Source organism: Aeromicrobium sp. (assembly GCF_014378035.1).
Classification (GTDB): Bacteria; Actinomycetota; Actinomycetes; order Propionibacteriales; family Nocardioidaceae; genus Aeromicrobium.
Genome location: NZ_JACMOM010000195.1, coordinates 1 through 22,903 on the forward strand (window position 1 = coordinate 1; position 22,903 = coordinate 22,903).

Sequence of the window (22,903 nt, forward strand, 5' to 3'; positions counted from 1 at the left end):
AGTTCCGATTTGCCCACGTATGGCCCACAGATCCCCGTTGCCAATCGTGGCCTGTCGTAGGCATTCGGGCGCCCTCACGATCTGTCAGGAGCCCGACGCACCGGTAACAGCGATGGATCCACGAATACTCTCAAGAAGGACTTTGGCCCCCGGATGGCAGCCATCAGTCCACCAGGTTCATCGCACCCGTCGTGTGGCCAACCTGGAAGCACTCATCCCGCGGCGGTTTCAGGTCGTGTGGAGCGGTCGCGCCGTCGGCAGGCTGAGCCAAATCGAGAGCCCGCTGCCATCTAGGCCGTGTTCCAAGGCACGCAAGATGACTGCTATCCATCACGATGGAATCAGTTCTTCGATTCAAGCACGTGTAATGAACGGTGTAGCCGGCCAACCATGCCCTGCGCTGCGGCGTTCCTCGTCCTCGCTGCTCCTGACCGCGAAGTGGCGGTCAGCGACGGCAATATGACCACCCTCTCACCGACAACGCATCAATCTGATGACGCAGCCTCTATCTCCACGGCCGCCTCACAAACTCTCCCCCGAAGAGCGTGGGGCGGTCGTCCGTTCAGGCGCGGTGGGCGCCTCCGCGGCGTCGGGGTGTCGCCGCGCGGATGACCATGAGCAATCCCGCGGTGATGAGGGCGATGCCGGAACCCCATCAGTTGCAGGTTCTCGGGCGCGCCAGTGTCGGGCAGAACTGTTTCATCGCTGTTCCCGGAATCGCCTGAGTCGTCGCTGTCGTGCGAGTCATCATCATCGCCGTCTGAGTTTTTCAAGTCCCAGGCAGGCGTGACGCCGCTGCCAGGGACGATGACAGGAATGACGTTGATGAAGGCCCTCGCCATGGAGCTAACGAAGCTGTTGGGGTCGATGTAGCGGCTGACTTCATAGTCAAATGAATCCGGACTGGGTTGCCGTGAACGTCAACACCCCGGTGATCTGGTCGATGACGGCGTTGATGAACGCGGGCACACCGACCAGAAAGTACTGCACCGGTGTGAGTTCGCTGGCTTCGTCGTTGAGTACGTCGTCGTTGGTGGCCAGCGCTACACGCTCGCGACGCCTTCGTTCACTGTGGTCGAGTCGTTCACGGCACAGGCGAGGTCGATTCCTGCACCGCCCACAAGGACGTGGACTCCAACCAACCCACAGCAATTCTTTGGCAATCGTCGGTCTCGGAGCCGCGCGGAACGCAATCTTGACGCAATCTTGACGCCCATCGGGATCCGGAAGTCGATCTGACATCCGATCGCGAACGTACGATGACGCGGACCACCACGGCGGTGGTCTCAGGAGGGTGGCCACGTGACTAGCACCGGGCCCAGAACCGGTATCCGCCGATGGATGCTCGAAGGGCTCTCGGAGACTGCGGGCGAGCTCACCGGACCCCACGGCAAGGTCACCGAGGAACGCCCGCACCACTCGTGGTGGCGAGTCATGTGCCTGACCGGCGTCGACTACTTCTCCACCCTGGGATACCAACCTGGAATCGCCGCGCTGGCTGCAGGCGCCGTCGCTCCGATCGCCACTGTGGTGCTGGTTGCGCTAACGCTGTTCGGCGCACTGCCCGTGTACCGGCGGGTTGCCCGGGAGAGCCCACACGGCGAGGGCTCGATAGCGATGCTGGAGAAGGTCCTGCCCTGGTGGGCGGGCAAGTTGTTCGTGCTCGTCATGCTCGGATTCGCGTGCACCGACTTCTTGATCACGATGACCCTGTCGGCGGCGGACGCATCGGCACACGTGCTGGAGAACCCCTTCACTCCTACCTTCCTTGCCGGCCACGTCGTACTGATCACATTGGTCTTCCTGGCGGCACTCGGCGCGGTGTTCCTGCGTGGCTTCAAGGAAGCCATCAGCATCGCCGTCGTGCTGGTCATCGTCTACCTCGTCCTGAACGCCGTCGTCATCACCTCCTCATTCTTCGAGATCGCCCGCAACCCTCACGTCTTTGGCGACTGGCACGACCTGCTCATGACCGAGAACCACAACTGGTTTGCCGTCCTTGCTGTTGCGTTGGTCGTCTTTCCCAAACTCGCCCTCGGTCTGTCCGGTTTCGAGACTGGCGTCGCAGTCATGCCCCAGATCCAAGGATCACCAGATGACACCGAGGCGCATCCCGTCGGCCGCATCGCCGGGGCCCGCAGACTCTTGCTGACGGCCGCAGTCATCATGAGCGTGTTCTTGGTGCTGTCCAGCATCGTCACGACCCTGCTGATTGCGCCCAATCAATTCGAACCGGGAGGCGAGGCGAACGGTCGGGCCCTCGCGTTCCTTGCCCATGAGCAGCTCGGCTCGGCATTCGGCACGGTCTACGACATCAGCACCATCGCGATCCTCTGGTTCGCCGGCGCCTCTGCCATGGCGGGCCTCCTCAACCTCGTACCCCGGTATCTCCCCCGCTACGGCATGGCACCCTCATGGGCACGAGCCATGCGGCCACTCGTCCTGGTGTTTCTGACCGTCGCGTTCTTCGTGACATGGGTATTCGAAGCGAGCGTCGATGCGCAGGGCGGCGCATACGCCACCGGCGTGCTGGTACTGATCACCTCTGCCTCGGTCGCCGTAACCCTCACCGAGTACCGCCGCCAGCGTCGACGAGCCGCAGTCGCGTTCGCGATCGTCACCGCGGTGTTCGTCTACACGACCGTGGTCAATATCTTTGAACGCCCCGACGGCGTCAAGATCGGTGGTCTCTTTATTCTCGCAATTGTCGTCGTGTCCTTCGTCTCGCGGACCCGACGCTCCTTGGAGCTACGGGCCGTGAGCATCGTCATGGATGACACGGCACGCCACTACATAATGGGCGCAGCCAAATGTGGTGCGGTCCGGCTGATTCCGAAAGAGCCCGGCGAGTCCACGGCCACCTCATACCGCGAAAAGGCGACCGAGGTCCGCGAAAACAACGGCGTCCCGGGCTGGGCTCCCGTGATCTTCGTCGAAGTCACCGTCTCTGACGCCTCAGACTTCGAAGCCGACCTCGAAGTGGCAGGGATCGAGCGGCACGGCTATCGGGTCCTGCGCGTCCGCAGCTCGGTCATCGCCAACACCATCGCTGCTCTCCTGATCGACATCCGCGACAGCACAGGCACGATTCCTCACGCGTACTTCAGCTGGACCGAAGGCAACCCGCTGGTCAACTTCATGCGATTCCTGTTCGTCGGCGATGGCGAGATCGCACCCGTCACGCGCGAGGTGCTCCGCGAGGCCGAGCCAGACCCGGAACGGCGCCCACGCATTCACGTCGGCTAGTGCCGCGGGACAAGCCCTTGGTCAAAGCTAGCCACGCCGGACCCCAACGCTGTGGCCCTCTCTACGTCACGAGGCCACTACCGCTCACCGCGAAGCACCCCCGAACCGTTCCACAAGTCCAGGGGCTGCCCAGAGTTTCGTTGACAGGTTGATGTGCCCTGGGTTTCGTGATTCTCGGGCCGCCCGTGCGAAATGAGCTCAACGGTCCCGGGTTTCATGACGGCTGACTGGGGTGGGCACGGCGTCGATGCTCGAGACAACGGGACGTCGTTGCGGCCGGCCTCACACGTCTGACTGATGCTGGCCCACAATTGCCGACAACATGGGCTGACTTGTCCGGTAGTAGCTGGCTGTCACCGATAAGCCCGTGCGGTCGCACTGCGTCAGCCCCAGGTGTCAGATTTGGGATCGATCTCGATCCTGCCCTGTCATGCCGGCAAGAACCGCAGAAGACTGCACGGGGATTTCCCCTAGGGCGTCCCCCGCCCTGCCAGTCGCCATGTGCCCCTGCACGGGGCAACGCTGCAGGTCACCGGCGTGCGGCTCGAACTGGCCGCCATATTTCCCCGGGCATTCCCCGCGCTCACACTCCTGACGATCTGACGAATAGACGTTTCCGCAGGTCACAGAGTTGCGGCACCAATGGCGATAGGTGGTTCCTCAGACGCCATAGAACCGGGCATAAGAAGAGCCCCTGACCGCGTTTCTGCTGGTCAGGGGCTTCTTATGGTGCTGTGGCAGGTGCAGGGTTCGAACCTGCGTAGGCGTTGCCGTCTGATTTACAGTCAGATCCCTTTGGCCGCTCGGGCAACCTGCCATGGGTGTTGCCGGGGCAACGACAAGCAAGACTATCTCAGCCACTTAGAGTGAGAGAAACCAGATCCGCGGCGCAGCATCACAGGAGCACACATGGCCGACTCGTCATTCGACATCGTCAGCAAGATCGATCGCCAGGAAGCCGACAACGCGCTCAACCAGGCCTCCAAGGAGATCGCGACCCGCTACGACTTCAAGAACACCGGCGCCGACATCAAGTGGAGCGGCGAGTGGGGCATCGAGATCACCGCGAACGCGGACGAACGCGCCTTGGCCATCCTTGACGTGTTCAAGGACAAGCTGATCAAGCGCGGCATCTCGCTGAAGACGCTCGAGGACGGCGAGCCGCGCCAGTCTGGCAAGGACGTCAAGATCAACTCGACCTTCACCGAGGGCATCAACCAGGAGCAGGCCAAAAAGGTCTCGAAGCTCATCCGCGACGAGGGACCCAAAGCCGTCAAGGTGCAGATCCAGGGCGAGGAGCTGCGTGTCACGAGCAAGAAGCGCGACGATCTCCAGGAGGTCATCGCCTTGCTCAAGGGTGCCGATCTCGACTTCGCCGTCCAGTTCACGAACTACCGCTGAGCCGCCGCGATGCCTGCCACCCGGCTGATGCCGACCGAGGAATCGTCCGACCTCATCGACCTGACCCGCGACATCGTGGCCAAGGAGGTCGCTCCACATGTGGCGCAGGTGGAGGCGTCCGGTGAGTTCCCTCGCGACCAGTTCCGCGTCCTGGGCAGGGCCGGTCTGATGTCGCTGCCCTACCCCGAGGAGTACGGCGGGGGCGGCCAGTCGTACGAGGTCTACCTGCAGGCGCTCGAGGAGATCGCGACGGTGTCGGCCTCGGTGGGGGTGGGCGTCAGCGTGCATGCGTTGTCGTGCTTCGGATTGTTCACCGCGGGCACCGACGAGCAACGCAAGCAATGGCTGCCCGACATGCTGTCGGGCGAGCTGCTGGGCGCCTACTGCCTGTCTGAGGCCCACGCCGGGTCTGACCCCGCGGCGATGCGCACCAAGGCCGTGCGCGACGGCGACTCGTACGTCATCAACGGCGCCAAGGCCTGGACGACGCACGGTGGGCAGGCCGACTTCTACAAGGTCATGGCCCGCACCTCCGACGACGGCGGTCGCGGCATCTCGTGCTTCCTCGTCCCGGCCGACACCCCCGGCCTGACCGCCGACAATCCCGAGCAGAAGATGGGCCTGATGGGCTCCACCACCGCCACGATGCTCTTCGACGACGTCCGCATCCCGGTGGAGCGACGCCTCGGCGACGAGGGGCAGGGGCTCCCGATCGCGTTGGCGGGGCTCGACGCGGGCCGCCTCGGTATCGCCGCGGTGGCGACCGGGCTCGCTCAGGGGGCCCTGGACGCGGCGGTGGACTATGCCAAGCAACGTCAGACGTTCGGCAAGGCCATCATCGACCACCAGGGGCTCGGATTCGTCCTGGCCGACATGGCCGCGGCCGTCGAGTCTGCCCGCGCGACGTATCTCGCCGCTGCACGGCTGCGTGACGCCGGTCGGCCGTACGCCCGTCAGGCCTCGATCGCCAAGCTGGTGTGCACCGACAACGCCATGAGGGTCACCACCGACGCCGTCCAGGTCTTCGGTGGCGCCGGCTACACCCGCGACTTCCCGGTCGAGCGCTACATGCGCGAGGCCAAGGTCATGCAGATCTTCGAGGGCACCAACCAGATCCAGCGGCTGGTCATCAGCCGAGACCTCGCTCGCTGACCCGAGCAGGTCAGGGGAGGTTGCTCATGAGGAGGTCCGGCCAGGCGCTGAGGGCCACCAGCCCGGTTGCGCCGATGATCACCGCGGCCTTGGCCACGCGGATCGAGACCGGCGGCGACGGGCTGACGTACGGGTCGTCGTCATCGGGCCGCTCGACCAGCACCACGATGAGCCGCAGGTAGTAGGCGAGGCCGAGCATGACGTTGATGCCCATCACGACGGCCAGCCAGATGTGATCGCCGTCGACGACCGGGCGGATGACGACATACTTCGTCACCAGGCCGATGACGGCGGGCGGGAAGCCGGCGAGCGTCAGCATCGCGATGACCAGTGGGATGCCTGTCGGCGGGTCTGTGCGAGCGAGGCCCTCGAGCTCATGGAAGCTCGTGCTGCCGCGCAGCCGGAGCACCACGGCGAGCGCCGCAAACGCGACAAGGTTGGCCATCACGTACACCGCGAGGTACTGCACCGGGGCCCGCAGGCCGTTGACGGTGAGCAGCGCCGCGGCTGGCGCGATGAGGAAGCCTGCCTGCGCGATCGACGACCAGGCGAGCATGCCGACGGCGTCGCGTTGCCGCAGGGCGCCGAGGTTGCCGACGGTCATCGTCACGGCCGCGACGATCGCGACGAGCGGCTGCCACGTGTCGTGGCTGTAGGGCATCGCATAGGCGAGCAGGACGAGCAGGGCGCCGAGCGCGGCAGCCTTCGACACCGTGGAGAGGTAGCCGGCGACCATGACCGACGCGCCGCCATAGGTGTCGGGGATCCAGACGTGGAAGGGCACCGCTCCGAGCTTGAACAGCAGACCGACGACCGTCAGCACGACGGACACCGCGACGACGCTGTTCGGCAGGTCGGTGGTGCGCAGGGCCTCTCGGATGCCGGCGTACTGCAGCGTGCCCGTGACGCCGTAGAGCAACGAGATGCCCATCAGCGTGATGGCCGTCGACACGACAGACGCAAGGAAGAACGTCCACGCCGATCGCACCGCCGCACGGTCGCCCTGCCGCAGTCCGACGAGCGCGATCGACGGCAGCGACAACAGCTCGAGCGCCACGGTGAGTGTCACGAGGTCCCGCGCAGCGACCATCAGCAGGGCGCCGGCAGCCGAGCTGAGCAGCAGGAAGTGGTACTCCCCCGGCGGCATGGCGTTCTCGAAATTCATGACGTTGGACGCCACCACGACGAACAACGTCCCGGTGAGCACGATCAGGGTGAACGCGAAGGTGTAGCGCGACGGGCCCTGTGTGTGGATCAGCTCGAGACCGCCCACCACCAGCGCGACGCTGGCCGGCAGACCCGAGCCGAGCCACGTGCGTCGCGGGTAGAAGGCGTCCACGAGCAGCGCCACGAGTGCGCCGGTGAACACGATGGCTGCCGGGCCGACGACGACCCAGTCGACGGGGATCATGGGGCCACCGGGCTGTAGGTGCCGCTGTAGGTGGCGCCGGGGTTGTCGTAGAGCCCGACGATCAGCCCGGGCGCGAGCCCGAGCACGAGAATCGAGGTGACCAGGACCCCACTGACGAAGGCCTCGCGCAGTGTCAGGTCGCGGTCACCGTCGCGCGGCATCGGGTCTCCCTGCGCGAGCAGCCGGATGGCGCGGACGAAGTAGGCCGTCGTGAGGGCGACGCCGAGCACCGCGACGCCGAGGGCCGACCACGCGAGTGGCCTGGTCAGCACGTCGCCGACCTCGTAGGCCGCGCGGAGCGACAGCAGCTCTCCCCAGAAACCGGCGAGCCCCGGCAGTCCGAGGCTGGCCACCGCGGCGAGGACGAACGTGACCGCCAGCCACGGTGTGCGCGAGTACAGCCCTCGTCCGATGACCCGTATCGACGCCGTGCCGAAGCGGTCCTTGAGTGAGCCGGCGTTGAAGAACAGCAGACCGGTGACGACCCCGTGGGCGACGGAGCCGAACACCGCCGCGGCGACGCCGATGTCGCTCATCGTCGACAGTGCCAGCACGACGAAGCCCATGTGCCCGACGCTCGAGTAGGCGATGAGGCGTTTGAGGTCGTCCTGCGCGTAGCAGGCCAGAGCCGACCAGATGATGCCGGCGACCCCGGCGACCGCCAGGTAGGGCGCCACCTCGGCGAACGACTCGGGCAGCATGCCGACACCGAGCAGCAGCAGCCCGTAGGTTCCGAGCTTGAGGAACACGCCAGCCAGCAGCACCGAGCCGACCGTCGGCGCCTTGCTGTGCGCGTCGGGGAGCCACGTGTGCAGTGGCACCAAGGGCGTCTTGATGGCGAAGCCGAGCACGATGAGCACCACCGCGACGACAGGTCCGCCGGTGATGTCCGGTATCTGCAGCGTGCCGGAATCGAGCGCCACGATGATGATGCCGACGAGGAGCAGCGCGGAGCCCGACACGGTGAACAGCAGGAAACGGGTCGCGGCGCGGCGCCGTCCGACCGGGTCGAGCGCATCGCCCCACCAGGCGATGACGAACCACATCGGTATCAGCGCGAGCTCGAAGAAGACGAAGAACAGCAGCAGGTCCAGCGAGGCGAAGACCCCGAGCGCGGAGGCGGCGATGACCAGCACCAGGGCCACGAGGGCGGGGGGCGTCTCGTCGTCGACCAGCCACACGCAGCACAGCGTGCCGAGAAAGGCCGTCATGAGCAGGAACGGCCACGAGAGCGCGGTGGCACCGACGTGCAGCCGGGCGCCGAGGGGGTCGATCCAGCCGATGTCGATCTCGCCGGAGACCACCGCTCGACCCTCCCAGACGAGACCGAGGAGCACGAGCGAGACGAGCATCGTTGCTGCGGCGATGATGGCGGCGTTGCGACCGGAAAGACGCTTGCGCAGGAACATCAGGAGGAGACCCACCGCGAAGGGCAGGATGAGTGCGACGGCGATCATGTCCAGATCACCGCTGCAGCCGTGAGGACCATGACGCCCGCGGCGATCAACGTGACGTAGCGCTGGACGTTGCGCGACTGGAAGAGGTCCAAGCCTTGCGAGGCGAAGCCCGCTGCCGCAGCCGACGCCCGTGGGTAGGCATCGACACCGTCGCGATCGATGTCGACGACGACGGTGGAGACGCCGCGCATGGCAGCCGGGATCCAGCGCGAGTAGGGAGAGTCGAGTCCGAGGCCGTCGGCCAGCCGGGGCGCGTTGACGTCCAGCCCGCCGCCGCTTCTCCATCGCAGGACGACGAAGCCGACGCCGAGCGCAGCAACGGCTGTCGACAGCACCGCGATGCCTAGGTGGAACGGTTGACCTATCGACAGGGCGAGCGTGGCCACCGCGAGAATCACCACCGGCACGGTCATGGCGCGGGACGACTCGTGTCCGTCGACCGCGGGGCCGAAGAACGTCACCAGCCAGAGCCGGGTGGCGTAGGCAGCGGTGAGCAGCGATGTCAGGAGTGCCACGGCGAACAGGCCGTAGGCGAAGACCGAGCCCAGCGGACCGCCTCCGCCGGTGGCGACGTGCAGCGACTCGAGCACCGAGTCCTTGGAGAAGAAGCCGACCGTCGGGATGACGCCGGCCAGGGCCGCGAACCCCACCGTCATGCTCCAGAAGGTCGTGGGCATCGCACGACGCAGGCCGCCCATGGCCGACAGCGCGCTCGATCCGACGGCGTGCATCAGGCAGCCGCAGCCCAGAAAGAGCAGAGCCTTGAACGCCCCGTGGCTGATGAGGTGGTCGGTGCCGGCCCCGGCGTCGCCTGTTGCCAGCGCCGCGAACATGAACGCCAGCTGGCTGACCGTCGACCACGCGAGAGCCCTCTTGAGGTCGTCCTGCGCGAGGGCGAACAGCGCGCCGAGCAGCATCGTGATGGCGGCGATGACGGCCAGCAGGTCCATCACGATGCTGGAGTCGGCGAGGATCGGTAGCAGCCGGGCGACGAGGTAGACCCCTGCCGCGACCATCGTCGCGGCGTGGATCAGGGCCGTGATCGGGGTGGGGCCGGGCATCGCGTCGGGCAGCCACGACTGCAGCGGGAACTGGGCCGACTTGCCGACCACGGCCACCAGGACGAGCAGGCCGATCGCGGTTGAGTTCTTCGGGCCCTGCAGCAACACCTCACTGATGCGGTACGTGCCGTAGGTCTGGCCGATCACCAGGATGCCGACGAGCAGACCGAGATCGGCGATGCGGGTCATCAGGAATGCCTTGGCCGCACCGGCACGCGCCGCCGGGGTCTGCCACTCGTGCCCGATCAGCAGGTACGAGCAGACGCCCATGACCTCCCACCCGATCAGCAGCACGAACAGATCGTCGGCCGCGACCACCGTGATCATCCCGAGCAGAAACAGGATGATGATGAGGGCATACGACCGGTAGCGCGGGTGGTGGCCGAGGTAGGTCGTGGAGTAGATCTGCACCAGCAGCCCGACGCCGACGGCCAACAGCAGCACCTGGGCGGCGAGACCGTCGATGTGGATCGCGAGCGAGATGCCGAGTAGATCGTTGCCCTGGATCAGGACGTGCGTCGAGCCGGGCACCACGTGGAGGAGCTCAGAACCCATCTGCAGCCCGGTTTCGGGCTCGATCACCGAGCTGTCGCCGAGGTGCGGGATTGCCCAGACCGCCACGACCGCTGCGAGCAGCGCCGTGATGGCGACGTAGGGCCAGTGCCTGCTCACGCGTCGCCCCCGACCCGGTCGACGTCGACCGTCCGGACGGCGCGGAACAGCGCGAGGATGATCGCCAGCCCGAGGCCGATCTCGGCGGCGGCGAGCGTGATGGTGAACAGCGTGAGCACCTGGCCGGTGTGCGCCGGGGCGGCAAACCACGCGTCGAACGCCACGAGGTTGAGGTTGACGGCGTTGAGCATGAGCTCGACGCCGAGCAGCATCAGGACGGCGTTGCGTCGAGCGAGGACGCCGTAGAGGCCGATGCCGAACAGGGCAGCCGCGAGCACCAGCGGGTAGAGCAGGGGCATCAGTGCTCGGATCCCGACCGCGAGATGACGATGGCGCCGATCAGCGCCGCGAGCAGGACGCCGCTGAGGACCTCGAACGGCAGCACCCAGTCGTGGAACAGGGCATCGCCGATGGACGCGGCGGTGCCGATCCGGCGGCCCTCGATGCGTTGGCCGTGGAACCCCGCGATGACCGTGGCGCCGAGGCCGATGGTGGCCACCAGCCCGAGCAGGGCGGCGACCCAGCGGTTGCCGGTCACCTCGGCGGATGGACCGGCGGCGGGCTGCCGGGTGAGCATCAGCGCGAAGATCACCAGCACGACGACCGAACCGACGTAGACGAGCACCTGCACCCCGGCGACGAACTCGGCCGTCACCAGCACGAAGCAACCCGCGATGCTGCCGAGCGTCACGACGAGCCACAGGGCTGCGTGCACCAGCTCGCCGCTCGTCATCGCCAGCACCGCGGAGACGACCGCAGTGGCGGCGAGGAGCAGGAACACGATCTCGGTGACGGTCACACGTCCCCCTCAAGGGGCAGCTCGTCCGCTGCGCCTTCGGCGAGGAGAGCCTCATAGGTCGCGATCTCCTTCGACGGGCCTGCACCGGGATCGAGTGCCTGCGGCGGCGGCACGGTCCACATCCACTCGCGCAGCCTGTTCATGTCGTGCGTCAGGTCGACGATGTCGCCCTCGGCGTAGGCGAACTCCGGTGACCAGTGCAGCGCGTCGAAGGGGCACACCTCGATGCAGATGCTGCAGTACATGCAGATCGAGTAGTCGATGTCGAAGCGGTCGAGAACGTTCTGGCTGCGGTCGCGTCCGCCCTCCGTGGTCGCCGGGATCGTCTCCTTGTGCGAGTCGATCGTGATGCACCACGACGGGCACTCGCGCGCGCAGAGCATGCACGACGTGCAGTTCTCCTCCTGCAGCGCGATCACGCCACGGCTGCGCGGGGGCAGGTCGGGCTCGACGTCCGGGTAGTGCGCGGTGACACTGCGCCGGAGCAGGTTGCGCATCGTCACCCGAAGGCCCTGGACGAGCCCACCTCCCCATGCCTTGCGCGTCATCACCACACCACCAAAAGGGTCGTGAGGGTGATCTGTGCGAGCGAGAGCGGCACGAGCACCTTCCAGGCGAAGGCGTTGACCTGGTCCTCCCGCAGGCGCGGGTATGCGACGCGGGCCCAGATGACCACGAACGACACGGCGACGATCTTCAGCAGCGACCACACCCAGCCGAGCTGGTCCGACCACGGACCGGCCCATCCGCCGAGGAACAGCACCGTCGTCAGCCCAGCGAGGACGACGATGCCGGCGTACTCGGCGAGCAGAAACATCGCGAACCGCATGCCGCCGTACTCGGTGAGTGGCCCCATCACCAGCTCGGCGTCGGCCAGCGGCGCGTCGAAGGGCGGCCGCTGCAGCTCTGCGAGGCCAGCGAGGAAGAACACCACGAGGCCGGGCAGCTGGGCCAGGAGCCACCACGGCTCCCACGCCTGGGCGATACCGACGAGCGAGAGGGTGCCGGCGGCCATGGCGACGCTCGCCGCGGCCAGCACCATCGGCAGCTCGTAGCTGGTGAGCTGGGCGGCCACCCGCATGCCGCCGATGTACGAGTACTTGTTGCCGCTGCCGAGACCACCCATCAGGGTTCCGAGCACGCCGACGCTCATCGCTGCGAGAACGAAGAAGAGACCGAGATCGAGGTCCTGCCCGATCAGGTTCGCCTGCCCGAAGAACGGTCCGAGCGGGATGGCGAACAGGGCCACGAGGTAGGGGATGAGGGCGACGGCCGGTGCCAGCTCGAAGACCTTGCGGTCGGCCGCGGCCGGGACGATGCTTTCCTTCTGCACGAACTTGATGCCGTCGGCCACGAGCTGCGCCCAGCCGTGGAAGCCGCCCGCCGCCATGGGTCCTACTCGGCTCTGCATATGTGCCATCGCCTTGTGCTCCATCTGACCGACCAGCAGCGGCAACGTCAGGAAGGCCCCGAGGACCACCAGGCAACGCAGGACGACGTCAAGCACCGGGACCCCACTCGCCGGCATCGGGGACGCCCGGCGGCTTGATGCGCCGGCGGCTCGGGGAGTGCGACGAGTCGGCATCGCTCTCACCCGGCTCCTTCGCGCCCGGCCACGGCTTGGCAACGCGTGAGGCCAGGACGAACTCCTTGCGCAAGGGGTGGCCCTCGAACCCGTCGGGCAGCAGCAGTGGTGCGAGCTCGACGCCGAAGTCGATGCCGAACATCTCGTGCGTCTCACGCTCGTGCCAAGCGGCGCCTGCGTAGACGTCGGCGATCGATGCGATGCTCGCGGTGTCGCGGTCGAGGTAGGTGACGAGGAGCAGATGGGTCAGTGCCGGCTCGAGGCGGGCGACGTGCAGCACGAGGCGAAAGCCTTCGGGGTGCTCGTCGACGGCGGAGAACCAGTCGAAGTAGCTGTAGCCGTCAAGCTTGAGGCCCGCGACGGCGTCATGCCATGCGGCTGGCTCCACGACTCGGTGCGGTGGTCCGAAGGCGTTGTCCTCGAGCGTCACCGCGGCGGCTCGATCCGGGGGCTGAGCAGCGACCTGGTCGAGCGCTGGTCGCGGCCCGCACCGTAACGCTCGGCCAGGTTCTCGCCGGCGATCTTGTCCTGCAGCGTCACGATGCCATTGAGCAGGGCCTCGGGCCTCGGCGGGCATCCGGGCACGTACACGTCGACGGGGATGATCTGGTCGACCCCCTTCGTCACGGAGTACGAGTCCCAGTAGGGACCGCCGGAGTTGGCGCAGGAGCCGAAGCTGATGACGTACTTCGGCTCAGGCATCTGGTCGTAGAGGCGCTTGATCGCCGGCGCCATCTTGTCGGTGACGGTGCCTGACACCACCATGAGGTCGGCCTGACGCGGCCCGGGGGCGAACGGGATGACGCCGAGGCGGATGAAGTCGTGGCGCGACATCGAGGTGGCGATGAACTCGATCGCGCAACAGGCCAGCCCGAAGTTGAACACCCACAGGGAGTACTTGCGGCCCCAGTTGAGGAGGTAGCGCGCGGGCCTGGGTGCGTGCTCCGAGCCGATGCCCAGCGTGGGTGGGGCAGGCACGAAGGCCGGCATGGGGAGGTCGACACGACCAGAATTCATCGGGTTGCCGTCCACGACAGCACCCCTTTGCGCCACGCGTAGATAAGCCCGACGACGATGATGCCGATGAAGACGCCCATCTCGGCGGCGGCTGGGCGGCCGATGTCGTCGAGCACGACGGCCCACGGGAAGAGAAACACCGCGTCGACCGCGAAGATGACATAGAGGAACGCATAGACGTAGTAGCGGACCGTCGACTGCGACCAACCCTCACCGACCGGGTCGACGCCCGATTCGTAGGTCATCTCTTTCGCTGGCGACGGTACCTGCGGTCGCATGAGTCGGTTGACCCCGAGCATCGCCGTCGCCAGCAGGACGCCCACCAGGATGATGACGCCGACGGCCGCGTAGTCGTCGAGATAGGCCTGCATGGACCCACTCTAGGGAAGTACGTTCCCGCTTTGGTGCGCGCGACCCCGCGGCGGTCCCGATCGATGGTGTGGGCCGTGACGTGGTGGGGTGCCCGGGCCGCGGATGCCCCACCACGTCGACGCTCAGCCCTGCGCGAGGAGGGAGACGTCGTTCCACTTCTCCCACGTCTCGATGCGCGAGGCGTAGTCCTTCTTCGCGATGTCGAGAGGGGCTGCACCGAAGAAGACCCGCAGCGGCGGCTCCTCGGCATCCACGACCCGGAGGATTGCCTTCGCCGAGGCGGTCGGGTCACCCGGCTCCGCATTGCGCGAGGCGCGCAGCTTGTTGGTCTTCTCGCGGAAGTCGTCGTACGCGGCAAGCTCGTCGGAGCGCTTCGCCGAGTCGCCGCTCCAGTCGGTCGAGAACCCGCCGGGCTCCACCAGCGTCACCTTGATGCCGAAGTCGGCGACCTCCTGCGCGAGCGACTGGGAGAACCCCTCGAGCGCCCACTTGGAAGCGTGGTAGATCCCGACGATCGGGGACGCACTGGTGCCGCCGATCGACGACACCTGGATGATGTGGCCCGATCCCTGCTCTCGCAGGAACGGCAGCGCCGCCTGGGTGACCCACAGGGCGCCGAACAGGTTGGTCTCGAGCTGGGCCCGGGCGTCTGACTCGCTGATCTCCTCGATGAAGCCGAAGTGACCGAAGCCGGCGTTGTTGATCACGATGTCGAGCTGGCCGAAGTGGTCGTGTGCAGTCTTGACGGCGGCGAAGTCGGCCGCCCGGTCGTTGACGTCGAGCTCGATCGGCAGGATCGCGTCGCCGTACTTCTCCACGAGGTCGTCGAGCGAGCTGACGTCGCGCGCCGTGGCGGCGACGCGGTCTCCCCGCTCGAGGGCCGCCACGCTCCACTCTCGTCCAAAGCCACGCGAGGCGCCGGTGATGAACCAGGTCTTGGTGTTGTCAGTCATGTGTCAACGCTAAGGCCTGGAGTGCACTCCAGCGCAAGTCGAAATCCCTGTCACTCGGGCACCCGCAGCACGCTCACGGCGAAGTCGGACTCATCGGAGAACGGCACGAGGTCCCACGTCGCGAAGCGCTGCTCGAGAGTCAGCCCCGCCGCCACGACATCCGCGTCGAACGCGACCAGCTCGTAGTCGCGGTCGGTCGCGAACCCCACCACGATGCGCCCACCCGGACGCATGTGGGCGCGCAGACGGCTCAGCACCTGCTGCTCGGAGTGCGGCGCGAGGAACACCATGACGTTGCCCGCCATCACGGCGATGTCGAAGGGCTGCTCGTCCAGATCGAGGTCGCTGAGGTCTGCCACGACCCAGCGGGGGCCGGGATGGTCCTCGGCCGCCGCCGCGATGAGCACCGGGTCGGCGTCGGCCCCCACGATCGTGTGGCCGCGCGCATGCAGCTCAGACCCGACCCGGCCGGGCCCGCAGCCGGCGTCGAGCACGCGCGACCCCGGCGACACCATGGCATCGATGAGCCGGGCCTCGCCTGCGAGGTCCTTGCCTTCGGCGGCCATGGTGCGGAACCGCTCGACATACCACTCGGAGTGGCCGTCCTTGGTGTCGGTGAACCAGCGTGGTCGGGGCGAGGTGGGTCCGTGGGTCATGGGTCCATGGTGCCTGACGGTCAGGCTTCCACGACTTCCTGCCAGATCATCCGACGGGACCCCGCTGGGACGGACGACCGTCGTGTCGGGCGTAAACTCATCCGGTGAGCGAGTCAAGGAGCGTCGACTCCCGCAGCGGTGTGGGCCTCGGTGTCGCCGCCTACCTGTGCTGGGGGTTCTTCCCCCTCTACTGGCCGCTTCTCGAGCCGGCCGGGTCGCTCGAGATCTTGGCACACCGCGTGGTGTGGTCGCTGTTGTTCGTGCTGATCCTGATCACCGCCACCGGACGCTGGGCGACGTTCCTCGCCATTGCGCGCGAACGCCGGCTGATGTTGATCCTCGGCGCGGCCTCGGTCGTCATCGCCCTCAACTGGGGCGGTTTCATCTACGGCGTCACGAATGGGCACGTCATCGAGACCTCGCTCGGGTACTTCATCAACCCACTCGTCACCGTGCTGCTGGGGGTCTTCGTCCTCAAGGAGACGCTCCGGCCGACGCAATGGGCCGCCGTCGCGATCGGTGGCCTCGCGGTCCTGGTGCTCGCGGTCGACTACGGACGTCCACCGTGGATCGCCTTGCTGGTCGCGTTCTCGTTCGCGACGTACGGGTTCCTGAAGAAGAAGGCCAATCTCGGCGCGTTCGAGGGCCTCGGCATGGAGACGCTGATCATCTCCCCCGTCGCGCTCGCCTTCCTGATCGCCCTGCAGCTGCGTGGCGAGCTGACCTTCGGGCATGACGGGATGGGCAACGCGCTCCTGCTCGCCGGCACGGGCATCGTCACCGCCATCCCCCTGCTGATGTTCGGCGCCGCTGCGACCCGACTGTCGCTGACGACGATCGGGCTGCTCCAGTACCTCGGCCCGATCATCCAGTTCATCACCGGGCTGACGATCTTCCATGAAGACATGAGCAGCGCGCGCTGGATCGGCTTCGGACTGGTGTGGCTCGCGCTCGTCGTGTTCACGTCGGACGCCGTGCGCGGACGCCGTCGGACGCTCGCCACGACAGCCCCACTGGTCTGAAGGACTTCACGCCCCTCAGAAAGTGACTCGCGAGCGTTGGTCTGTGGTCAGGTGAGGCGGGTCGCCACGGTGTCGCAGAGAGCTTGGAGGGCTACTCGGGCCGGAAGGTCTGGGAGCCTGCCCAGCAGGGCGCTTGCAGCGTCTGCCTCGGCCTGGACGTACGAGCGTGACTCCAGCATCGCCGGGTGAACCCGCAGGAGCCGGAGTGCCTCGCCGTGCTCGGAGTCGTCGGTCAACGGCTTGGACAACAGGGCTCGCAGGCGCTCGCTGTCGGCGTCGGTGGACCGCAGGGCGATCAGCGTCGGCAGAGTCGGCACACCTTCACGCAGGTCGGTGCCGGGCGTCTTGCCCGACTCCCCGGTCTCGCTGGCGATGTCGATGATGTCGTCACTGAGCTGGAATGCCGCGCCGATGCGCTCACCGAACTCGGTGAGGGTCGCCTGCACCTCAGAGGAGGCGCCAGACATCTTGGCGCCGAACAACGCCGCGGTCGCGATCAGCGACCCGGTCTTGTCCGACACGACGGACAGGTAGTGCTCGAGAGCATCCTCGCTGTCGGACGGACCCAGGGTCTCGCGGATCTGACCCTTCACGAGCCGCGAGAACGTGCGGGCCTGGATGCGCACGGCGTCGGTGCCGAGATCGGAGACCAGGTCGGAGGCCTGCGCAAAGAGGTAGTCGCCCACGAGGATCGCCACCGAGTTGTCCCATCGGGCGTTGGCGCTCGGCGCACCCCGCCGCACGGAGGCCTCGTCCATGACGTCGTCGTGATAGAGGGTCGCGAGGTGGGTCAGCTCGACCACCACCGCAGATGGCACGACGTCGGGCAGGCTCGGGTCACCGAACTCCGCGCACAGCATCGTCAGCAGGGGACGAAACCGCTTGCCGCCGGCAGTGAGGAGGTGCGCTGCGGCCTCTGCGACGAACGTCTCGGGGCTGTCGACCGCCGCGGCAAGCTGGACCTCGACCTCGTCGACGCCCGCGAGCACACGCGCCTCGAGGACCGGGTCGGTGAACGAGACACTCAGACTGGACACGCAGGACTCCTCAGCGACAGATCAACGCACGAAGGCGCCCGCATGCTGCGCAAGATCCAGCACCGGTCCCGGAATGATACCGAGGCCGATCGTGGCCGTCGCAGCGACGGCGATCACCACGGTAGTCAGGATGCTGGGCACCGCAACCGAGGGGCCCTCCCCCACCGGGTCGGTGAAGAACATCAGCACGATGACCCGTACGTAGAAGTAGGCGGCGAGGGCGCTGACGAGAACTCCAAAGACCACGAGCGGCCAGAATCCACCCGACCACGCAGCACTGAAGACAGTCCACTTGCCGATGAAGCCACCCGTGAGCGGGATGCCCGCGAACGACAGCATGAACAGGGCAAAGGTCCCCGCGAGGACCGGTGACTTCTTGCCGAGCCCGGCCCACTTCGACAGGTGGGTCGTCTCCCCGCCCGAGTCGCGGACGAGGGTGACGATCGCGAACGCCCCGATCGAGGAGACGCCATAGACCGCGAGGTAGAACAGGATGCTCGACACAGACGTGACCCGCAGCGAGCCGGCCACGCCGACGTACGCGCCGACGAAGCCGACGAGCAGGAAGCCCGCGTGGGCGATCGAGGAGTAGGCGAGCATGCGCTTGACGTCGGTCTGCGAGATCGACACGACCGCACCGAGGAACATGGTGATGACCGCGATGATGACCATCATGGGGCGCCAGTCCCACGACGCTCCGCCGAAGGCGACGAAGAAGATGCGAAGCAGCGCCAGGAAGGCGGCGGCCTTCGTGCCGGCCGCCATGAAGGCCGTGACGGGGGTGGGCGCGCCCTGGTAGACGTCGGGCGTCCACGTGTGGAACGGGACGGCGCCGATCTTGAACAGGAGGCCGACGGCCATCAGCGCCATCGACGCGAGCAGCAGGTTCTCGCTACCGGTTCGTGTGCTGACGGCGACGGCGATGGCCGACAGCTCGAAGCTGCCCGCGTAGCCGTAGGCCAGAGCCACGCCGTAGAGGAAGAACACCGACGAGAACGCCCCGAGCAGGAAGTACTTCAGTGCCGCTTCCTGGCTCAGCAGGCGGCGCCGTCGCGCGAGTCCGCAGAGCAGATAGAGGGGCAGCGACAGCACCTCGAGCGCGACGAACATCGTGAGCAGGTCGTTGGCGGTCGCGAACAGCATCATGCCGACCAGGGCGAACAGCGCCAGCGGGAAGATCTCGGTGTGCTCGATGCGCTTGGTGATGGCCTCGGTCTCGGCACCCGACCCCGGCGCGTCGGCGGCACGACCGGTGAATCCGCTCAAGCCACCCTCGAGGCGTCGCTCGGCGAACAGCAGGATGCTCATGAGCGCGAAGATCAGCAGGATCCCCCAGGCGAAGACGCCCGGGCCGTCGATCGAGACGGCTCCCTCGGCGGCAACCTGGCCGCGGGCGAGCCGGGCGCCGTCGACGACGTCGAGATGCTGGAACACGTAGACGGTGTCGCCGAGAGCTGCGGCGATCGCCACGACCGCGAGCACGGCCTGCGCCACGAAGCGGTTGCGCCGGGGCCAGAACGCCTCGATCAGGACTCCGACCAGCGCGGCGCCGACGATGATGAACATCGGGGCCAACAGGGAGTACTCGATCGATGGCGCGGAGATGGGCGGAAGGTCGGCGGTGAGCACGTGCGAGGCGATCATTTGCTGCCTCCTTCGGTCGGCGCAGAGTCGATCGAGGTCGGGGTCCGCGGTGCGGGATCACCCTTGCCGATGTGGCTGACGACGTCGTCGATCGCGGGGTTGATGACGTTGAGCAGGGGCTGCGGGAAGAAGCCGAGCCCGATGATCAGGACGAGGGCAGGGGTCAGCGACGCGATCTCCCGGGGCTCGAGGTCGACCACCCCCTCGTTGCCCACCTTGAGCGGACCGGTCATGGTGCGCTGGTACATGATCAGGATGTAGAGCGCCGCCAGCACGATGCCGAGCGTCGCCAGCACGGCCGCGGGCACCGACCGCGTGAACGTCCCGGCCAGCACGAGGAACTCCGAGACGAATGGTGCGAGACCGGGCAACGACAGGCTCGAGAGTCCTGCCACCAGCAGGACGCCCGACATGATCGGGGCGATCTTCTGCACCCCGCCGAAGTCGGAGATGCGCGCAGAGCCACGCCTGGCGATCATCATGCCTGTGACGAGGAACAGCGCCGCTGTCGACAGCCCGTGGTTGAACATGTAGAGCGTCGATCCGGCCATGGAGGTGGAGGTGAAGGCGAAGATGCCCAGGATGATGAAGCCGAAGTGCGACACCGAGGTGAAGGCGATGAGCCGGCGGATGTCGTCCTGCCCGATCGCGAGCAGCGCACCGTAGAGAATGCTGATGACCGCCAAGGTGATGACGACCGGACTGGCCCAGTCGGAGGCGCCGGGGAAGATGCCGAGGCACCACCGGATCATGCCGAAGGTGCCGATCTTGTCGATCACGCTGACCATCAGCACCGAGGTACCGGGGGTCGCTGACCCCGCAGCGTCGGGCAGCCATGTGTGCAGCGGCCACAGCGGCGCCTTGATCGCGAAGGCCGCCATGAACCCGAGGAACAGCAACCTCTCGGTGTTGGTGCTGAAGTCGAGGTTCTGCAGGTCGCTCAGGAGGTAGGACGGCGAGCCGTCCTTCGAGCTGACCACGTAGAGGCCGACGATCGACGCCAACATGAGGAGGCCGCCGACGAGGTTGTAGATCAGGAACTTCACCGCGGCATAGGAGCGGTTGGGTCCGCCGAACGTCCCGATCAGGAAGTACAGCGGGATGAGCGTGGCCTCGAACAGGACGTAGAACAGGAACGCGTCGGTGGCCGCGAAGGCACCGATCGCGAGGCCCTCGACGGCGAGCATCCACGCGAAGTAGGCGTTCGTGCTCTTGGCGTCGGGCAGCCGGTCGCCCCATGCGGCGAGGATCACGATGGGCGTGAGGATCGTCGTGAGCAGGATCAGCGTGACGCCGATACCGTTGACACCGAGTGAGTAGTAGGCACCGAAGGCCTTGATCCAGGTGTGCTTCTCGGTGAGCTGGTAGCCACTCTCGCCACGGTCGAACTGAGCCATCATGACGAAGGACAGCACGAGGGTGATGAGCGCGACGCCGAGCGCGACGGTCTTCGCCCGCATGTTGGGCGCGGCTTCCCTGGGCAGGAAGGCCAGCAGCAGCGCCCCGATGATCGGGGTCGCGGCCAAGATGGTGAGGGTCATGCGAGGGTCACCGCCAGGAGAACAAGGAGAAGGACGGCAGCGCCGCCGAACATCGTGAGTGCGTACGAACGGACATAGCCGGTCTGCGGCTTCCGCAGGAACTGTGAGGTGTCACCCAGTCGGTCGGCCAGCCCGGTGACGAAGCCGTCGATGCCTTTGCCGTCGAGCCACACCAGGAACCTGGTGAGGTGCCGGGTCGGGCGCACCGCCACCGCGTCGTTGAGCTCGTTGCCGTAGAGCTCGTGCCGACCGGCGCGCGAGAAGAACGAGACCGAGCCGTCGGCAGGCGTCTCACCGGCAATCGGCTCACGGGTGTAGAGGACGTAGCTGGCGCCGATGCCGATCAGCACCACGACGAGCACCAGCAGACTGATGACCAGGGCCGGAAGTGGCAAGTCTTCGTGCGGGGCCTCGCCCACGACTGGCGCGAGCCAGGTTTCGATGAAGCCGCCGATGGCCAGGGCACCGCCGAACAACGACAGCGCGCCGAGTGCCATGAGCGGCACCGTCATGACCTTCGGTGACTCGTGTGGATGGATCTCCTCGTTCCAGCGCTGGTCGCCGAAGAAGGTCATCATCATCAGGCGGGTCATGTAGAACGCCGTGACCCCGGCACCGAGCAGCGCGCCGAGACCCACGAAGACGTTGTGGCCGAAGGCCGCCTCGATGATCTTGTCCTTGGAGAAGAAGCCCGCGAAGGGCGGGATCCCGATGATCGCGAGGTAGCCCAGAGCGAAGGTCGCGAAGGTGAACGGCATCATCTTGCGCAGCGCCCCGTAGTGGCGCATGTTGACGTCGTCCTCCATGCCGTGCATCACCGAGCCGGCACCGAGGAACATGTTGGCCTTGAAGAATCCGTGCGTGATGAGGTGGAAGATCGCGAAGGCGTAGCCCGCTGGGCCGAGCCCGGCTGCGAGCATCATGTAGCCGATCTGGCTCATCGTGGAGCCGGCGAGCGCCTTCTTGATGTCGTCCTTGGCACAACCGATCCAGGCACCCACGAGCAGCGTCACGAGGCCGACGACGATGACGGCGGTGCGGGCGGTCTCCGAGGCGTCGAAGACTCCGTGGGACCGCACGACGAGGTAGACGCCCGCGGTGACCATCGTGGCGGCGTGGATGAGTGCCGACACCGGGGTCGGGCCCTCCATGGCGTCAAGCAGCCAGCTCTGCAGCGGTACCTGCGCCGACTTGCCGCACGCCCCCAGCAGCAGCAGCAGGCCGAGTGCCGTGGCGACGGAGGCCGACGCCGAAGGGATGGAGGCGTTGACGACCGAGATCGACGACGTGCCGAACTGCGTGAACATCAGCATGATCGCCAGCGCCATGCCGATGTCACCGACACGGTTGACGACGAACGCCTTCTTGGCAGCCGCGGCAGCCGACGGCTTGTGCTGCCAGAAGCCGATGAGGAGGTAGGACGCCAGCCCGACGCCCTCCCAGCCGAGGAAGAGCACGAGGTAGTCGGGGGGGAGGGCGAGCGTCAGCATCGCCGCGATGAAGATGTTGAGGAACGCGAAGAAGCGCCGCCGACGCTCGTCGTGCTCCATGTAGCCGATCGAGTAGATGTGGATCAGCGTGCCGACGCCCGTGATGAGCAGCACGAAGAGCCCCGACAGCTGGTCGTAGGTGAACGACATGTCGACATGGAACGACCCGGCCTGGATCCAGGTGAACAGAGTGGCTGTGTGCGAGCGGTCGCCCTCGTCCCTGCCCAGCAGGTTGATGAACAGAGCGACACCGAGCACGAACGACGCGGCCGAGGCGAGGGTTCCGATGAGGTGACCGAAGCGGTCAGCCTCCTTGCCCCACGTCAGGAGCAGGGCACCGCTCGCAAGGGGTATGGCAATGAGCAGCCACTGAAGATCAAACATCGT

Annotated in this window: 19 protein-coding genes, 1 tRNA gene and 1 pseudogene; 4 read left to right on the forward strand and 17 right to left on the reverse strand. The window is 66.8% G+C overall.

The features are described from left to right. Positions 1 to 1,302: 1,302 nt before the first annotated feature. Positions 1,303 to 3,246 (forward strand): amino acid transporter, encoded by a 1,944-nt coding sequence (locus H7290_RS10110; RefSeq protein ID WP_366927620.1) that lies wholly within the window; start codon positions 1,303 to 1,305, stop codon positions 3,244 to 3,246. Positions 3,247 to 3,981: 735 nt separating this feature from the next. On the opposite strand, the gene H7290_RS10115 is transcribed toward H7290_RS10110, so the two are convergent. Beyond that, positions 3,982 to 4,063: transfer RNA gene (locus tag H7290_RS10115), tRNA-Tyr, on the reverse strand. Between the two features lie 92 nt (positions 4,064 to 4,155). On the opposite strand from H7290_RS10115, the gene H7290_RS10120 reads away from it, so the two are divergent. Then, on the forward strand, positions 4,156 to 4,647 hold the full coding sequence (locus H7290_RS10120; RefSeq protein ID WP_290513889.1) for a YajQ family cyclic di-GMP-binding protein: 492 nt from the start codon (positions 4,156 to 4,158) through the stop codon (positions 4,645 to 4,647). Between the two features lie 9 nt (positions 4,648 to 4,656). Further along, a complete protein-coding gene (locus tag H7290_RS10125; RefSeq protein WP_290513890.1) occupies positions 4,657 to 5,799 on the forward strand; it encodes an acyl-CoA dehydrogenase family protein in 1,143 nt (380 codons plus the stop codon). Between the two features lie 10 nt (positions 5,800 to 5,809). Here H7290_RS10125 and H7290_RS10130 read toward each other — a convergent pair whose 3' ends face one another. The 12 genes and pseudogenes from H7290_RS10130 to H7290_RS10185 form a co-directional block, all read right to left on the reverse strand. Continuing rightward, positions 5,810 to 7,210, reverse strand: coding sequence for an NADH-quinone oxidoreductase subunit N (locus tag H7290_RS10130; protein WP_290513891.1), 1,401 nt, complete (start codon positions 7,208 to 7,210; stop codon positions 5,810 to 5,812). Continuing rightward, positions 7,207 to 8,667 (reverse strand): NuoM family protein, encoded by a 1,461-nt coding sequence (locus H7290_RS10135; RefSeq protein ID WP_290513892.1) that lies wholly within the window; start codon positions 8,665 to 8,667, stop codon positions 7,207 to 7,209. Before H7290_RS10135 ends, H7290_RS10130 begins: the two co-directional genes overlap by 4 nt. Further along, positions 8,664 to 10,400 carry a proton-conducting transporter membrane subunit gene (locus H7290_RS10140; protein ID WP_290513893.1) on the reverse strand — a complete coding sequence of 579 codons (1,737 nt, stop codon included), beginning with the start codon at positions 10,398 to 10,400 and terminating at the stop codon, positions 8,664 to 8,666. Before H7290_RS10140 ends, H7290_RS10135 begins: the two co-directional genes overlap by 4 nt. Continuing rightward, entirely contained in the window at positions 10,397 to 10,699 is a 303-nt protein-coding gene (gene nuoK, locus H7290_RS10145) for an NADH-quinone oxidoreductase subunit NuoK (RefSeq protein WP_366927621.1), read from the reverse strand. Before nuoK ends, H7290_RS10140 begins: the two co-directional genes overlap by 4 nt. Beyond that, positions 10,699 to 11,199: an NADH-quinone oxidoreductase subunit J gene (locus tag H7290_RS10150; protein WP_290513894.1), complete on the reverse strand. Its 501-nt coding sequence runs from the start codon at positions 11,197 to 11,199 to the stop codon at positions 10,699 to 10,701. The genes nuoK and H7290_RS10150 overlap by 1 nt, the downstream gene beginning before the upstream one ends. Positions 11,200 to 11,384: 185 nt before the next feature. Beyond that, positions 11,385 to 11,618 (reverse strand): annotated as a pseudogene (locus H7290_RS21335) (4Fe-4S binding protein); the annotation flags it as partial. Positions 11,619 to 11,746: 128 nt separating this feature from the next. After that, the gene (locus tag H7290_RS10160) at positions 11,747 to 12,706 is read right to left on the reverse strand and encodes a complex I subunit 1 family protein (RefSeq protein ID WP_290513896.1); all 960 of its coding nucleotides are present in this window, start codon (positions 12,704 to 12,706) and stop codon (positions 11,747 to 11,749) included. After that, on the reverse strand, positions 12,699 to 13,214 hold the full coding sequence (locus tag H7290_RS10165; RefSeq protein WP_290513897.1) for an NADH-quinone oxidoreductase subunit C: 516 nt from the start codon (positions 13,212 to 13,214) through the stop codon (positions 12,699 to 12,701). Before H7290_RS10165 ends, H7290_RS10160 begins: the two co-directional genes overlap by 8 nt. After that, positions 13,211 to 13,801, reverse strand: coding sequence for an NADH-quinone oxidoreductase subunit B (locus H7290_RS10170; protein WP_290513898.1), 591 nt, complete (start codon positions 13,799 to 13,801; stop codon positions 13,211 to 13,213). Before H7290_RS10170 ends, H7290_RS10165 begins: the two co-directional genes overlap by 4 nt. Continuing rightward, positions 13,798 to 14,172: an NADH-quinone oxidoreductase subunit A gene (locus H7290_RS10175; protein WP_290513899.1), complete on the reverse strand. Its 375-nt coding sequence runs from the start codon at positions 14,170 to 14,172 to the stop codon at positions 13,798 to 13,800. The genes H7290_RS10170 and H7290_RS10175 overlap by 4 nt, the downstream gene beginning before the upstream one ends. A gap of 123 nt (positions 14,173 to 14,295) precedes the next feature. Then, positions 14,296 to 15,126: an SDR family oxidoreductase gene (locus tag H7290_RS10180; RefSeq protein WP_290513900.1), complete on the reverse strand. Its 831-nt coding sequence runs from the start codon at positions 15,124 to 15,126 to the stop codon at positions 14,296 to 14,298. A gap of 50 nt (positions 15,127 to 15,176) precedes the next feature. Next, the gene (locus H7290_RS10185) at positions 15,177 to 15,782 is read right to left on the reverse strand and encodes a bifunctional 2-polyprenyl-6-hydroxyphenol methylase/3-demethylubiquinol 3-O-methyltransferase UbiG (protein WP_290513901.1); all 606 of its coding nucleotides are present in this window, start codon (positions 15,780 to 15,782) and stop codon (positions 15,177 to 15,179) included. Positions 15,783 to 15,886: 104 nt separating this feature from the next. Between H7290_RS10185 and rarD the strand changes: the two genes are divergently transcribed. Then, a complete protein-coding gene (gene rarD, locus H7290_RS10190) occupies positions 15,887 to 16,804 on the forward strand; it encodes an EamA family transporter RarD (RefSeq protein ID WP_290513902.1) in 918 nt (305 codons plus the stop codon). Between the two features lie 47 nt (positions 16,805 to 16,851). Here rarD and H7290_RS10195 read toward each other — a convergent pair whose 3' ends face one another. The 4 genes from H7290_RS10195 to nuoL are packed head-to-tail and all read right to left on the reverse strand — an operon-like array spanning position 16,852 to position 22,900. Continuing rightward, positions 16,852 to 17,841, reverse strand: a complete 990-nt coding sequence (locus H7290_RS10195) for a polyprenyl synthetase family protein (RefSeq protein WP_290513903.1) — start codon at positions 17,839 to 17,841, stop codon at positions 16,852 to 16,854. Positions 17,842 to 17,862: 21 nt separating this feature from the next. Further along, positions 17,863 to 19,485 (reverse strand): NADH-quinone oxidoreductase subunit NuoN, encoded by a 1,623-nt coding sequence (nuoN, locus tag H7290_RS10200; RefSeq protein ID WP_290513904.1) that lies wholly within the window; start codon positions 19,483 to 19,485, stop codon positions 17,863 to 17,865. Next, positions 19,482 to 21,026 (reverse strand): NADH-quinone oxidoreductase subunit M, encoded by a 1,545-nt coding sequence (locus tag H7290_RS10205; RefSeq protein WP_290513905.1) that lies wholly within the window; start codon positions 21,024 to 21,026, stop codon positions 19,482 to 19,484. Before H7290_RS10205 ends, nuoN begins: the two co-directional genes overlap by 4 nt. Continuing rightward, positions 21,023 to 22,900 (reverse strand): NADH-quinone oxidoreductase subunit L, encoded by a 1,878-nt coding sequence (nuoL, locus tag H7290_RS10210; RefSeq protein ID WP_290513906.1) that lies wholly within the window; start codon positions 22,898 to 22,900, stop codon positions 21,023 to 21,025. Before nuoL ends, H7290_RS10205 begins: the two co-directional genes overlap by 4 nt. Positions 22,901 to 22,903: the final 3 nt, after the last annotated feature.